This is a genomic window from Lysinibacillus sp. FJAT-14222, assembly GCF_001278875.1.
Taxonomy (GTDB): Bacteria; Bacillota; Bacilli; order Bacillales_A; family Planococcaceae; genus Lysinibacillus; species Lysinibacillus agricola.
The window spans coordinates 25,505-39,094 of sequence record NZ_LIYL01000060.1 but is presented as its reverse complement, the minus strand read 5'-3'; the positions used below and the strand labels follow the sequence as shown (position 1 = coordinate 39,094).

General features: G+C 36.2%; 17 protein-coding genes. 4 read left to right on the top strand and 13 right to left on the bottom strand.

Translation table 11 applies throughout. The annotated features are described in order from the left end of the window. Positions 1–270 precede the first annotated feature (270 nt). The 3 genes from AN161_RS25220 to nusB all read right to left on the bottom strand — a co-directional run bounded on the left by AN161_RS25220 (position 271) and on the right by nusB (position 2,543). Positions 271–1,086, bottom strand: a complete 816-nt coding sequence (locus AN161_RS25220) for an undecaprenyl-diphosphate phosphatase (protein ID WP_053597068.1) — start codon at positions 1,084–1,086, stop codon at positions 271–273. Between the two features lie 175 nt (positions 1,087–1,261). After that, entirely contained in the window at positions 1,262–2,128 is an 867-nt protein-coding gene (folD, locus tag AN161_RS25215) for a bifunctional methylenetetrahydrofolate dehydrogenase/methenyltetrahydrofolate cyclohydrolase FolD (protein ID WP_053597067.1), read from the bottom strand. A 34-nt stretch (positions 2,129–2,162) separates the two neighbouring features. Then, positions 2,163–2,543 (bottom strand): transcription antitermination factor NusB, encoded by a 381-nt coding sequence (nusB, locus tag AN161_RS25210; protein ID WP_053597066.1) that lies wholly within the window; start codon positions 2,541–2,543, stop codon positions 2,163–2,165. A gap of 241 nt (positions 2,544–2,784) precedes the next feature. Here nusB and AN161_RS27950 point away from each other — a divergent pair, with 241 nt between their 5' ends. From AN161_RS27950 to AN161_RS25200, 3 genes are all read left to right on the top strand, one after another. After that, positions 2,785–2,952 carry a DUF2197 domain-containing protein gene (locus AN161_RS27950; RefSeq protein WP_082340425.1) on the top strand — a complete coding sequence of 56 codons (168 nt, stop codon included), beginning with the start codon at positions 2,785–2,787 and terminating at the stop codon, positions 2,950–2,952. 13 nt (positions 2,953–2,965) lie between these two features. Continuing rightward, positions 2,966–3,805: a MerR family transcriptional regulator gene (locus tag AN161_RS25205; protein WP_053597065.1), complete on the top strand. Its 840-nt coding sequence runs from the start codon at positions 2,966–2,968 to the stop codon at positions 3,803–3,805. A gap of 136 nt (positions 3,806–3,941) precedes the next feature. Next, entirely contained in the window at positions 3,942–5,162 is a 1,221-nt protein-coding gene (locus tag AN161_RS25200; RefSeq protein WP_277815983.1) for an MFS transporter, read from the top strand. A gap of 118 nt (positions 5,163–5,280) precedes the next feature. Here AN161_RS25200 and AN161_RS25195 read toward each other — a convergent pair whose 3' ends face one another. Continuing rightward, the gene (locus AN161_RS25195; protein ID WP_053597063.1) at positions 5,281–5,697 is read right to left on the bottom strand and encodes an Asp23/Gls24 family envelope stress response protein; all 417 of its coding nucleotides are present in this window, start codon (positions 5,695–5,697) and stop codon (positions 5,281–5,283) included. An 884-nt stretch (positions 5,698–6,581) separates the two neighbouring features. Between AN161_RS25195 and AN161_RS30265 the strand changes: the two genes are divergently transcribed. Further along, positions 6,582–6,743 carry a hypothetical protein gene (locus tag AN161_RS30265; protein WP_198926943.1) on the top strand — a complete coding sequence of 54 codons (162 nt, stop codon included), beginning with the start codon at positions 6,582–6,584 and terminating at the stop codon, positions 6,741–6,743. A gap of 151 nt (positions 6,744–6,894) precedes the next feature. Here AN161_RS30265 and accC read toward each other — a convergent pair whose 3' ends face one another. From accC to efp, 9 genes are all read right to left on the bottom strand, one after another. Continuing rightward, positions 6,895–8,253 carry an acetyl-CoA carboxylase biotin carboxylase subunit gene (accC, locus tag AN161_RS25185; protein WP_053597061.1) on the bottom strand — a complete coding sequence of 453 codons (1,359 nt, stop codon included), beginning with the start codon at positions 8,251–8,253 and terminating at the stop codon, positions 6,895–6,897. Positions 8,254–8,267: 14 nt separating this feature from the next. Then, complete coding sequence (gene accB, locus AN161_RS25180) at positions 8,268–8,762, bottom strand: acetyl-CoA carboxylase biotin carboxyl carrier protein (RefSeq protein WP_053597060.1); 495 nt, start codon at positions 8,760–8,762, stop codon at positions 8,268–8,270. A gap of 201 nt (positions 8,763–8,963) precedes the next feature. Beyond that, a complete protein-coding gene (locus tag AN161_RS25175; RefSeq protein WP_053597059.1) occupies positions 8,964–9,521 on the bottom strand; it encodes a SpoIIIAH-like family protein in 558 nt (185 codons plus the stop codon). Further along, positions 9,522–9,983 carry a hypothetical protein gene (locus AN161_RS25170; protein WP_241774651.1) on the bottom strand — a complete coding sequence of 154 codons (462 nt, stop codon included), beginning with the start codon at positions 9,981–9,983 and terminating at the stop codon, positions 9,522–9,524. 167 nt (positions 9,984–10,150) lie between these two features. Then, a complete protein-coding gene (locus AN161_RS25165; protein WP_053597057.1) occupies positions 10,151–11,062 on the bottom strand; it encodes a stage III sporulation protein AE in 912 nt (303 codons plus the stop codon). Positions 11,063–11,074: 12 nt separating this feature from the next. Then, the gene (locus tag AN161_RS25160; RefSeq protein WP_053597056.1) at positions 11,075–11,452 is read right to left on the bottom strand and encodes a hypothetical protein; all 378 of its coding nucleotides are present in this window, start codon (positions 11,450–11,452) and stop codon (positions 11,075–11,077) included. Between the two features lie 5 nt (positions 11,453–11,457). Then, positions 11,458–11,667, bottom strand: coding sequence for a hypothetical protein (locus tag AN161_RS25155; protein ID WP_012295089.1), 210 nt, complete (start codon positions 11,665–11,667; stop codon positions 11,458–11,460). Between the two features lie 139 nt (positions 11,668–11,806). Next, on the bottom strand, positions 11,807–12,814 hold the full coding sequence (locus AN161_RS25150) for a nitronate monooxygenase (protein ID WP_053597055.1): 1,008 nt from the start codon (positions 12,812–12,814) through the stop codon (positions 11,807–11,809). 202 nt (positions 12,815–13,016) lie between these two features. Then, on the bottom strand, positions 13,017–13,574 hold the full coding sequence (efp, locus tag AN161_RS25145; protein WP_053597054.1) for an elongation factor P: 558 nt from the start codon (positions 13,572–13,574) through the stop codon (positions 13,017–13,019). Positions 13,575–13,590 lie beyond the last annotated feature (16 nt).

The following is a 13,590-nucleotide window of genomic DNA, read 5'->3' as shown; positions in this document are numbered from 1 at the left end:
CCTCATAACTAATTATAGTTATAAGGCTTTAATAGAGTTAAAAAAATGATTATGGAAATCTTTATGAATATAGTGGGTACTTAATGAGGGTGATTTCCATTCCAGGCTACTCGCTTTCGCACGGACAAAAACAAAGCGCTCAGTCGGAACGGAAATCACCCCCTCGTTTTGCCGAAGAGCTATACTTATATATCCTTTAATTTCATTGAATTAATATTTGTTCAATAACAAGAAAGCCTCACAACTAATTATAGTTATGAGACCTTTTAATTAATAAAATATTAATAAGAGCGTACCTACTAAAAAACAATAATATGTAAAGTAGCTAAGCTTGCCACTTTTCATTATCCCCATAAACCAACGCATTGCAAAATAAGTCATAAACAATGTCGCAATAAATGTAGCTGCGTAAGGAACTGCTAATGCACCTTTATTTGGCTCGTTTAAAAAATCTGTAATCCCAAGGACAACCCCACCGAGACTTACAGGAATATAAAGCATGAAGGAAAATCGCAGAGCGGTTTCCTGCTTCATTCCAACTGCAATGGCTGAAATAATTGTTGCTCCTGAACGGCTAATGCCAGGCGTTAGCGCTACAGCTTGACCAAGACCTACGATGATAGCATCTTTTGTAGTCAAATCTGCATCCTTTTTCGTACCACGCATATTGCGAATTAGCCATAAGGCAATACCTGTCACAAATAGCATAAGTGCAATCGTAGTCATACTAACATTATCCGCAATAACATCGCTTAATAAGACCCCTAAAACACCTGCTGGAATAGAACCAATCACAATAAATATAGCAAAACGAAAATCTGCTTTATAGCGACTTTCACGTGTCTTAAGATAAAGGAAAAAGTTTGTGATGAGTCGGACAATATCCTTTCGATAAATATAGACAATGGCGAGTAAAGAAGCTGTGTTCGTTAAAATAGCAAAAGTAAAACCTTGCTCACCAAGACCAAGAATTTCACTTGCAATCATAACATGTCCACTCGATGATACAGGAATTGGCTCTGTAAACCCTTGTACAAGACCGATAATAACATGTTTGATGATAAGTATAAAATCTATGTTTTCCATAAAAACCTCCCTATTAGTACGTATGCCCCAAACGTTACATTAGACGTTATGAGCAGCTTAAAAGTTCGCAAAGAATCCCCAGAAAAAATAAATTTTACGGTTTCAGTAAAATTATCTAAAAAACCACCTCAATAAATATTGAGATGGCTTCTAGCTAACGAAAGAGTCATTCAAATTATAGCTTAACTTTATTCGCAAGCTTATTTTCTGCTGCTTGAACTGTATTGAAAAGTAACATAGTAATTGTCATGGGTCCTACACCGCCTGGTACAGGTGTAATATGAGACGCAATACCATCGACCTCACTAAAGTTTACGTCACCGCAAAGCTTGTTGTTTTCATCACGATTAATTCCGACATCTATAACAACTGCGCCCTCTTTAACATGCTCCTTCGTAATAAAGTTTGCACGTCCAACTGCCGCAATTAATATATCCGCTTGTTTTGTGAATGAAGGTAAGTCTGGTGTTTTTGAATGCGTATATGTAACGGTTGCATCCTTTTGAAGTAGGAGTTGTCCCATTGGTTTCCCAACGATATGACTACGCCCCACGATGACCGCGTGCTTTCCTGCGATTTCAATTCCTGAATACTCAAGAAGCTTCATCACGCCAAACGGTGTACACGGTAAAAATGTTTCTTGGCCAAGCATCATTTTCCCAACACTTACTGGTGAGAAGCCATCCACGTCTTTTTCAACAGCGATTGTGGCAATAACAGTATCCTCATCAATATGTTTTGGAAGTGGTAATTGTACTAAAATACCATGAATATCTTCACGATTATTTAATAATTCAATTTGTGCTAATAATTCTTCCTGTGTAGTTTCTTCCGGTAGTTTAATTAGTTCTGAAAACATACCAATTACTTCACAAGATTTTTGCTTATTTCTCACATATGTAGCTGAGGCTTGGTTGTCTCCTACTAAAACAACCGCTAAGCCTGGTGTTAAGCCTTGCTCTTTTAAAAGCGTTACTCGCTCTGCTACAGAATTACGAATTTCTTGACCAATTTCTTTACCATTAATAATTGCACTTGACATAAACCTTAGTTACTCCTTCCAATTCAACACATTTTTATTGTTCTGTAAATTTAGAAAGTACGCCATTGACAAATTTAGACGAGCTTTCGTCGCCAAATGTCTTGCATAACTCGATCGCTTCATTAAGTACTACTCTTTTTGGTGTTTCTGGCATGTATAAAAGTTCGTATACAGCTAGACGTAAAACCGTTCTTTCAATTTTGGGTAAACGGGCAAGTGACCACTTTTCAAGATGCTTCTCTATAGTAGCATCGATTTCCTCCAAATGTTCAGCTGTTCCAGTAACAATCTTTTCGTAGAAGACATTTGTCGGTTGACCTTTAATATGACCCATTGCTTCTTCAATTGTTAGATCGGTATTGTCTAGCTGAAACAAAACTTGCAACGCTTTTTCGCGTGCCTCATGTCGTTTCATGTAAAGCTCTCCTTCTTAAGTGGCATTAAGGTTTATAATAGCATAAATTCGTATGAGAAACACGAATTCAAGCAAGTTTTCAATAATCTGATACCTTTTTCAAGCAACTTTTTGCTTATTTTAACACCCTTCAATCAACTTTATTAAGCTGGATGTCAAAAATGAAAATCCCCCATTATTGTTTAATTGGCAAGAATGCTATAATGAAGGGAATTAAAGAACATTTTCTGAGGTGTTCATTATGCATTATGAAGTTACATGTATAAGCTGTAAAAGAACATTCAAGTTATATGAAGGAGAGGAACAATACAAGCAATTAAAAGAGCGTAAATCCCGCCTATTTTACTGTGAGGATTGTAAACATAAGATAAGATTTGATGCCATACGAAACTTCTTTAGCTATTACTAGTGGAGGCAATTTTATGAAAGAACACTATTATACAATTGGTGAGGTAGCCAAGCTATCTAATCTGTCCGTGCAGACATTGCGCTATTATGACCAAATTGATTTATTTAAGCCAGCCTATACCGATACCTTTACAAATTATCGTTATTATAAAGATAATCAGATTTTCTACTTAGATATTATTAAATCACTCAAGTATATTGGTATATCTCTTGAAGATATTAATAAAGCACTCGATTTAACTTCGGAAGAATTGCTAGGTTTTTTAGAACAACAGGAGCAACGTATAGTGGAAAAAATTTCACGTTTAAACGAAGTAAAATATACTTTGCTTAAAACAAAAAAACAAATACAAGAACAGATTGATATCCCTGTCTTTGGGGAGGTTTATGTTCAAGTCGAAGAAGAAATGCCCATTTTACAGGTGACTACTACAGAACTTACTCCTATTTCTAACGCGAATACTTACTATGCAACACTAACGAAAATTATTGAAAATGAAGGAAGTGTCCTAAATAGTCGTTACGGTTGTATTTATCCACTTGCTCCTTATACAAATGTGAATGAAATTATTTATGATGCTCTTTTTACACCGCTATTAACCGAACGTACATTTCCTCAGCTTTCACCTAATATAAAGCAAACAATTAAACCTGCAGGTATATATGTTTGTATTGCCTTTACCTATCATCCTGATACATATTTTTCATTTTATGAAAAATTGAGAAATTATGTAGAGGCACAACAAGAAACCTTTGAATCGAAAGTTTATGAACTATACATGCCTGCTACATTGACTTTGGAGCTTGAAAAGAAATTTATTGTTGAATTAAAAGTAAGACAAAAAACATCCTAGTCTAGCTGTGCCATTTAATTGCGTCAACTTGTATAACTGCTCACTAATACTTCCACACTTATAAAAAAACTAAAAAAATTAAAACAAATCTTTTGACCCTATAGTTACTATAGGGTTTATTGTAATACGTGGAAGTATTCTAGTAGATTTAGATTTCATGTATCGTGAAAGATTGAAGGAGAACAATATGAATAAGCAACAAACTTTAACCTTAAGTATTTTATTATCGAATCTATTCATTGCCTTTTTAGGTATTGGTTTAGTTATACCAGTGCTACCAACACTCATGAATGAGCTAAACATTTCAGGCTCTGTTGTTGGTTATATGGTGGCAGCATTTGCTATTACTCAACTTATCGTATCACCGATTGCAGGTAAAATGGTGGATAACATTGGCCGAAAAATTATGATCGTTGCAGGTCTTTTTATATTCGGCTTTTCAGAGCTATTATTCGGGCTTGGACGCTCTATTGAAATACTCTTTATCTCACGTATGCTAGGTGGTGTGAGTGCTGCCTTCATCATGCCGGCGGTGACTGCATATATCGCTGATATTACAACATTGTCACAACGTCCAAAGGCACTGGGTTATATGAGTGCAGCAATTAGTACGGGCTTTATTATCGGACCTGGGATCGGTGGATTTTTGGCAGAATTCGGAACACGCATACCATTCTATGCTGCGGGTATACTTGGATTTTTAGCAGCTATCTTGTCAATTATATTGTTAAAAGAACCGACACGTGCTTCAGATGATGCGGAGTCTGCACCATCAATTGTAGGCAGTATGAAGCGTATTTTTAGCCCGCTATACCTTATTCCATTCGTGCTTATTTTCGTACTATCATTTGGTTTAGCTGCATTTGAATCGTTATTTAGTCTATTTGTAGATCATAAATTTGCATTTACACCTTCAGATATCGCGATTATTATTACTGGAAGCGGAATAGTTGGGGCCCTTGCTCAGCTCGTGCTATTCGATTGGCTTACAAGAAAAATGGGCGAAATCAATCTTATCCGTTATTCGCTCGTCCTATCTGCTGTTTTAACTTTGGCTATGACATTTGTTAGCCACTATTTCGCAATATTATTCGTTACATTCTTTATTTTCGTCGGCTTCGATTTAATACGTCCTGCCGTTACCTCGTATTTATCGAAAATTGCTGGTAATGAACAAGGCTTCGTTGGTGGCATGAACTCTATGTTCACAAGTCTTGGTAACATCTTTGGACCTATTTTAGGTGGGATTTTGTTCGATATTAATTTGAACTATCCATACTACTTTGCGACAATTGTTTTAACACTTGGCGTTATACTTGCTTTGTTCTGGAGAAAACCAAAGCATATTGAAATATAATAAAGTAGCGATACAAATCACTGCTGATAAATTTCCTTTACCAACTTATTATTATAAAAACACCAAAAAGAAGGGTTGCCCCTTGATGAATGAATCATCATATCGGCAACCCTTCTTTTTATTCTTGTACAGGTACAGCTATCTCATCTTTTTCAAAGAGAATACCAGTAATGTGTACATTCACCTCGGCTGTTTCAAGTGCTGTCATATTAAAAATCGCTTGGCGAATTTGAGTTTGTACTTCCTTCGCCACCTTTGGAATAGCATAGCCGTATTTCACAGAGCAAAATACATCAATGGCAATCTCACCAGTTTCAGTGACACCCGATTTAATGCCTTTATTGTGTACTTTTTTACCGAAGCGTTCTACTACGCCTGTTGCAATATTCCCTCGAGTCGCAGCGATTCCTTCCACCTCATTCACTGCGATTCCAGCAACAACCTCGATTACTTCCGCTGCTACTTCAATTTTCCCAAGTTCTTCTTTTCCAGAAGGCGTTGGTTGTACGAAAGATTGTCCTACTTTCTCTGCCATACAAATATCATCCTTTCCCTTACACATCACAAACAAATGCTGTACTTACGCTTATTATACTATAAAAAGGAAAGTTTGGCTTCAGTAAGGTTTATGTCGATAAATTTAAAAAGTTGAGCGATAAACTTAAAAAGTTAGGCGATAAATCCAAAATTTTATTCGATAAATCAACAATACTTATCGATAAAAATAAAAAGCGAAGAAATAGTCCTTATTTTATACCCCTATTTGCTTTCAATTTCAAAATAATAGTATTGTATTTATTTAAACTGATCTTTTTTACCACAATTAATAAAAATATCGAAATAATACAAACTCCAATAGAAATGAACATCATTAGTCTGAAAATTTTTTGATATGTTAAATAATCCGGAGTTAACATTATTACAATGCTACTTGAAATCATTAGTAAAATCCAACCGGGTAAAATTTGCACAATGAAATCAGAACTTTTCCGTTTCATAAATTTCGTTAAAACCCCAAAAAGATAATACATAAACCTAACATAAACAATAACTAGTAGAACACTAAGAAGAATATTCAAAATAAATCATCCTCCTAAACTAATTTGCTATTGTCAATAATGTAGGCGATGCCACTGTAAAAAAAGCAAAAACAGCGCTACCCCACAATTAAATATTTTATCTTTTTCTCCCTCCCTCTTTGCAAATTAACCAATACAGAAGACTGAATCCTCCTATTAGCCATTACGCTTGGAAACCTGACGTTGATTATGTCATGCACAAAAATACTTCCTGTTCCTATTTTAATTTCCAAAAACAAGATTATACGCTACAATTCTTGTATAGATGGAATTTACAGCTAATTTGGAAATAGATAACTTATCTTAGTTAGATAAATGTCAAAAAATAAGGAGAAACGAAATGAATACATGGTATTATTTGTATGCCTTGATTTTAGGAGTATTTTCATTTTTTACAGGTGAGATTGTTACATTTATAATGCTAGGCTTTATACTAATTGCTCTACAAAATATACATTCAACACTAAAACAAATTCTAGCAAAATTAAATAAAAAGCAATAGAGTATATCTTTATGTCGATCAATTTAAAAAGTTAGGTGATAAATCCAAAATTTTATTCGATAAATTAACAAAGCTTATCGATAAATTCAAATAATCTCTCGATAAAAATAAAAAGCGAAGAAATCTTAATAGATTTCTTCGCCATAATCAATTACTTGCTTGTCCCCAAAACATCATTCTCTTCTAGGAACTTCGTATTGAATTGTGCTGATTTGAAAACGTCATTGTTCATCAATGCTTGGTGGAATGGAATTGTTGTATTGATACCAGGACCAGATACTTCAAATTCGCTAAGCGCACGATTCATTTTCGCAATCGCTTCTTCACGTGTATTGGCATGAACAATTAGTTTTGCAACCATTGAATCATAGTATGGAGGGATTGTATAGCCTGCATAAACAGCAGAATCAATACGTACACCATAGCCACCTGGCGTTACATAAGTATCTACAGTACCAGCTGATGGCATAAAGTTTTTATAAGCATTTTCTGCGTTAATACGGCATTCAATTGCCCAACCATTTAATTGAATATCATCTTGAGCGAAAGGAAGTTTTTCACCAGATGCAATTTTTAATTGTTGTTGTACAAGATCTACACCAGAAATCATTTCAGTTACTGGGTGCTCTACCTGAATACGAGTATTCATTTCCATGAAGTAGAATTTATCTTCTTGGTAGTCATAAATAAACTCGATTGTTCCGGCACCTTCATAGTTACAAGCTTGTGCAGCTTTAACGGCAGCCGCACCCATCTCAGCACGACGCTCTGAAGATAGAGCTGGAGATGGAGCTTCCTCTACTAATTTCTGCATACGACGTTGAACTGTACAGTCACGTTCACCTAAATGTACAACGTTACCATAGCCATCCGCTAATACTTGGATTTCACAGTGACGGAAATACTCGATGAATTTTTCTAAATATACGCCAGGGTTGCCGAATGCTGCAGCAGCCTCTTTTTGCGTAATTTCAATACCTTTTACAAGGTCTTCTTCTGTACGAGCTACACGGATACCTTTACCGCCACCACCAGCAGTTGCTTTGATGATCACTGGGTAACCAATTTTAGCAGCCCATTCTTTACCTGTTTCGATATCTGGAACGATACCAGTACCTGGAACAAGCGGAACACCTGCTGCTTCCATTGTTGTACGTGCAACGTCTTTAATACCCATAATTTTAATGGAGTCAGATGATGGTCCAATGAACTTAATACCTGCGTTTTCACAAGCTTCAGCGAAGTCAGCGTTTTCAGATACAAAACCGTAACCTGGATGGATACCGTCTGCACCAGTTTTTTCTGCTACGCTAAGTAAAGCCGGGAAGCTAAGATATGAATCTTTTGATAGCTTTGGTCCGATGCAATATGCTTCGTCTGCTAATTTCACATGTAATGCGTCTGCGTCTGCTTCTGAATATACGGCAACAGATTGAATGCCTAACTCTTTACAAGCACGAATAATACGCACAGCGATTTCGCCGCGGTTTGCAATTAAAACTTTTTTCATAGGTTGTGCACTCCTTACTCAGCTTTTACAAGGAATAATGGTTGTCCGTATTCTACTAACTCACCGTCTTTAACAAGTACTTCAACGATTCCCCCTTGAACTTCTGCTTCAATTTCGTTGAATAGTTTCATAGCTTCTACGATACATACAATTGTTTCATTACCAACTTTGTCCCCCACTTTAACGTAAGCTGGTGAATCTGGGTTCGGCGATTGGTAGAAAGTACCAACCATCGGAGAGACAATTTTATGTAACGACGGGTCGTTATTTGTTGGTGCCTCAGATGCAACTGGTGCTTCTTCAGCTTTTGCTGGAGCTGGAGCTGCCGCTGGTGCAGATTGTTGTACAACAGGTGCCGCTACTTCTTTTTTAGTTGCTACAGTTTCAGTAACAACAACACCATTCTTTTTTAACTTAACTTTTGCGCCATCTACTTCATAAACGAACTCGTCAATTGAAGAAGAATCTACTAATTTAATGATTTCACGAATTTCTTGAATTTTGAACATTTCTCTAACTCTCCTTATGAAATAAAATCTACTACAAGCCCTATTTTATATTTTTTTCGAACAATTTGAAATACTTAAATGCAAATTAAGTAAATATGGACAAAATAAAAGGCTTTCTTTTACTAAACGAAAGCCTTTTCATTATGCTGATATATAACAATGTTAATAAATTAATAGAATATTCCTTTTTTTCTTTATCTTTTAATAGTTATTTGCACTAAATTTTACTTGTACGTCATTTGCGCCTTCCATCTCTGTTCTTACCAAATAAATAATTTCATTCGCTTGAGCTTTTGATAGCTCCTCAGCCATAACAGTTACCGATACTTTATCACCATCCGCTCGTACAAACGCATCGGAGTAACCTAAAGATTTAATAAGCATTTCTAACATTGCTTCAGAGGATTCTTGTTTTATAAGGTTATCCATCTCGTTATAAGCCTTACTTTTATCTTCTGCTGAGTATTCTTGTGAACCGATTTTCTGTGTTAATTGTTGACGAAGTTGGCTTCTTTCATCACTAACTTGCATGCGCATTTCTTCAAATAAGTGACTTGGAGAAGATACTTCCTGTGTCACACCATCTTTCGTTGCTTCTTGATCTGTTACACCAGTTACTGCAGTTTGCTGTAATGCATCATCTGTGAAAATAGTTAGACCATTAAATTGCTTTGCTGGATCAACCAAATAATACACTGAAATAACTGCTACTAGACTTAATAATGTCATAAACCAAACTGTTCTTCTACGTACGCGCATTTACTTTTCCTCCTTATTTTCCATTGGAACGATAATAATTCGATGAATCGGCAATTGCATTACTTGACTAACAACCGCACGAATTTCATTTTTAACAAAGATATCTGATGCTCCTTTTGAAACAATTAGTATCCCTGTTACTTCTTTCGTGCCTTGTTCAGTTCCTCGAAAATATTGACTGAATAGTTGATTGTCATCCTTCGTATCTGTCATATCTCCGTAATAAAAATAGACTTTTACCTCCCCAACACCTTTCATAGCCTTCAATGTCTGTTCAAGTTTTTCTTCATTGGTTTTCGGTGTTACTTGCCCATTCGTTGTATTCGTTTGATACATTGGTAAAATGATGAAAATTCCCACGGAGGCAGCGATCAGCATTAAGACTAAAAATGACGTTGTTTTTTTTGGTTTCTTTTCCACATCACTTGTACATTGCCTCCTTTCATCTCTTCTCTTTTTCAAGTGTATGTACGCTTGTTTCCTCCTATGAATTGATAAATGGAATCTTTAATAGCATTTGCAAAAATACTAACGCAATGACAAGTTTTGTGAGCGAGATTATTTCTTTATCTTCTGTTAGAAAAACAAATATCTGACAGATAAAGAGTATTGCCAATAAAAGAATCAATCTATCTCCCCCCGGCCATAACTTGCACAAAAATGATGAGGAAAAAACAAGAAAACATAAATGAAAAAGCAATTAGAAACGATACAGCACATAATGTAAATAGAGATTTACTAATATGATCTAGTAATCTACAAATATCATCAAAAGCAATTGGCTCTAAAATAGCTGCTAACAGTTTCAACGAATACGCACTGACAACAAGCTGAACTGTTGGAATGAACGATACTGTAATGACCGCTATAAACGCAGTAATACTACTAATAGAAGAAGAAAATTGTGTCATATGTTGGAACATCGAAAAGCTATCTACTATAATGGAACCAACAACCGGAATATTTTCCTCTATTAATTTCTTCACAGGCTCTGCAACAGCTGCGTTAACACTAAATGCCGCAACACCACTTGCTGACATTAAGATGACATAACAAATAACAGATGCAGAGACAATGCTCATAATAGTAAAACGAATCAATTCGGCAATTCTCGTAAACGAAATTTCTTTGACAATGACACTGCAAACATCAAAAACAATGGCAAAAAGCACACCTGGAATAAGCCACTTACTACTAATAATCGTTAAGACTTGTACAAAAAAAAGCAAGAAAGGCTGCCAAGAAGCAATCGCTGTAATACTGCTTGATAGAAGAAAGCTTGAAGTAAGAATCGGATAAAATGCAGTGAATATATGGGCGAGTCCCTGTGCTATTTCGTCTATTAATTTAAATGAATTCACAACTACAGGCCCTATTGTGGCAAGTACAATAAGAAAAAAAAGTATTCTTGTCCCTTTTTCAAATTCTGGTAACATCATATTAACAATCAAAATAATGATGACATAGCCACTCAAAATGAGCGTCATCTTCAGCAATAGAAAGAATGGATCAATTAAAAACGAAAGTATTTGCTCTTGCAATGTCTTCGCCCCTTAGTTTAGCCGTTGTAAAATGGCCGACACCTCCTGTAAAACAGCCAAAAATTCCTTAAACCAATACAACAAAATGACAATCTTGACCCCATCATAGACAATGTTCCCGAGTACTTTATAGTTTTGTTCTACAAGTAACATAGACATCCATTGCCCTATATAAAAAAGGCTAGCACTTACCACAATGGCTTTCGCATAAGGCAAAAAAGCTAACGTCTCTAGCAATTGCTTGATGAATGGCAATAGGAGTGTCGAGAACAACATGCCGAACAACAAAAACGAAAACATTACACTAATTAGCGCATGGAGTGGTTGTATGACTTCTTTTATAAGCAATAATAAAAGCAGCATGATAACAGCTATGATGACAATTTCCATTTACACTACCCGGAAGAGGTCAGCCATTGAAAGAATGTAAGGATCTCGTTGAAAAATAGACGTAAAAATCGCAGTAATTCCGCTGTCATATATAAGTAGGCAATGAAAAATAGGAAAAATGAAAATTCTTTCTTTCCTGTTTGATCAAAGAAAACATGAAGAAGCGCAACTACTAGTCCCACTCCAGCGACTCTTAATACGTCTTGTAATTCCATTCATACGCCCCCTCGTGTACAGCAATATATGTTGCTAACCCAAAAAAAAGACCTCCATACATATGTATAGAGATCTTGGATATTAATGAAATTAATTTATGCCTTGGCATAATTGCATCCGGATTCGACATGAAAGAAGTTATAGTAATTTTTCAACGATGCTTTTCACAGAGCCTGTTTGTTTCACTAAATAGCTATTTTCGCCCATCCACATCGATAAATATTCGGCATTGCCCCGTTTTGCACTTTCTTTACGAATAGTTGTAGTTAAATCATTTTGCAATGGATATGGTGCGACAATAGCATCCTTCATACGTTCCGTAAAATCATTGGCTAAGCCTCTTGCTGGTTTACCCGAAAAAGCACGAGTAATCGTCGTCTGCTGAGCTTTTGATTGGAGCACGGCATTTTTATAGAGCGGGGAAATTTCACACTCATCAGCCACAAGTAAAGCTGTACCAATTTGAACTGCCTGTGCACCCATTACTAGTGCTTTTTCGACAGCCTCTTTTGTGACAATTCCTCCTGCCGCGATAATTGGAATGGAGATTTGTCCTACTACTTGCTGAAGTAAATCGTATAAATCGATTAATTGCATAGGTTCAGTGAAAGAACCGCGATGCCCACCAGCTTCGCCACCCTGTAGAACAACAGCATGCATCCCCGCTTGTTCTACACGCTTTGCTTCCTCTAATGTAGTAGCTGTGCCAATAACATAAACATCGTTGTCCTTTAAGCGAAGAATGATATCTGCTGATGGAATGCCAAATGTAAAGGAACAAATAGCTACATTTTCATCAAGAACAGCTTGCACTTGTCCTTCAAATACTTCCTTGGACATAACACTTTGCACAGGTGAAAGTCCTAGCTCGTCGTAAAATGGTTGTAAAGCCATTCGAGCCTTCTGAAGAACATCGATATCAATACGTGGCTCTTCCTGTACAAATAAGTTAACTGCGAACGGTTTTTTTGTTAGTTGTTTAACTTCCTGAATAAAGCTTTTCGTTCGCTCCCCATCTAAATAGCCCGCTCCAATTGAGCCTAAAATACCTGCCTCTGCGCAGGCAGCCACAAATTTTGGCGATGTTACACCAGCCATTGGCGCTTGAATAATTGGGGTTGGTATTTCAATAATTGTTTGTAGCATAGTATTCACTCCTTACTTTTATTGTAAACATTTCTTCCAGGTATGACCATCTATCAGATGATAGAAACAAATGTAACGCTTATAAAAAAAGCTACTACCCTTCTATCTATTGTCACAAAGTTCGATTGATTAAGCTTTATATGTATAAGAAAAAAATAAAAACCTACCCTTCAGAAAAGAGTAGGCCGTATATTTTTAATCACTACGCACGAGAAACGTAAGAAGCTTCTTCTGTATTGATGATTAACTTATCACCTTGGTTTACGAAGAATGGCACTTGTACAATAAGACCTGTTTCAAGAGTTGCTGGTTTTGTACCACCAGAAGCTGTATCACCTTTAATACCAGGCTCTGTTTCTGTTACTTCTAGCTCAACAGTGTTTGGTAATTCAACACCTAGCATTTCACTTTGGTATGATTGAATATGAACTTCCATGTTTTCTTTTAGGAATTTTAATTCATATTCAATGGCATCTGAAGCAAGTTCAGTTTGCTCATATGATTCTAAGTCCATGAAAACATGCTCGTCACCTTGTGCATAAAGGTATTGCATTTTACGGTTATCAATTTGTGCTTTTTCAACTTTCTCACCAGCACGGAAAGTTTTTTCGTTTACTGAACCGTTACGTAGGTTACGTAATTTAGAGCGTACGAACGCAGCACCTTTACCTGGTTTAACGTGTTGGAAATCTAACACGCGATATAATTGGCCATCTACAATAATAGTTAGACCTGTACGGAAATCGTTTACTGAAATCATTTGTGTTCCTCCATAG

Coding starts and splice junctions, on each gene's coding strand:
- AN161_RS25220 (WP_053597068.1), bottom strand. CDS start 1,086: ATGGAAAACATAGATTTTATACTTATCATCAAACATGTTATTATCGGT.
- folD (WP_053597067.1), bottom strand. CDS start 2,128: ATGTCAAGTGCAATTATTAATGGTAAAGAAATTGGTCAAGAAATTCGT.
- nusB (WP_053597066.1), bottom strand. CDS start 2,543: ATGAAACGACATGAGGCACGCGAAAAAGCGTTGCAAGTTTTGTTTCAG.
- AN161_RS27950 (WP_082340425.1), top strand. CDS start 2,785: ATGCATTATGAAGTTACATGTATAAGCTGTAAAAGAACATTCAAGTTA.
- AN161_RS25205 (WP_053597065.1), top strand. CDS start 2,966: ATGAAAGAACACTATTATACAATTGGTGAGGTAGCCAAGCTATCTAAT.
- AN161_RS25195 (WP_053597063.1), bottom strand. CDS start 5,697: ATGGCAGAGAAAGTAGGACAATCTTTCGTACAACCAACGCCTTCTGGA.
- AN161_RS30265 (WP_198926943.1), top strand. CDS start 6,582: ATGAATACATGGTATTATTTGTATGCCTTGATTTTAGGAGTATTTTCA.
- accC (WP_053597061.1), bottom strand. CDS start 8,253: ATGAAAAAAGTTTTAATTGCAAACCGCGGCGAAATCGCTGTGCGTATT.
- accB (WP_053597060.1), bottom strand. CDS start 8,762: ATGTTCAAAATTCAAGAAATTCGTGAAATCATTAAATTAGTAGATTCT.
- AN161_RS25175 (WP_053597059.1), bottom strand. CDS start 9,521: ATGCGCGTACGTAGAAGAACAGTTTGGTTTATGACATTATTAAGTCTA.
- AN161_RS25160 (WP_053597056.1), bottom strand. CDS start 11,452: ATGGAAATTGTCATCATAGCTGTTATCATGCTGCTTTTATTATTGCTT.
- AN161_RS25155 (WP_012295089.1), bottom strand. CDS start 11,667: ATGGAATTACAAGACGTATTAAGAGTCGCTGGAGTGGGACTAGTAGTT.
- AN161_RS25150 (WP_053597055.1), bottom strand. CDS start 12,814: ATGCTACAAACAATTATTGAAATACCAACCCCAATTATTCAAGCGCCA.
- efp (WP_053597054.1), bottom strand. CDS start 13,574: ATGATTTCAGTAAACGATTTCCGTACAGGTCTAACTATTATTGTAGAT.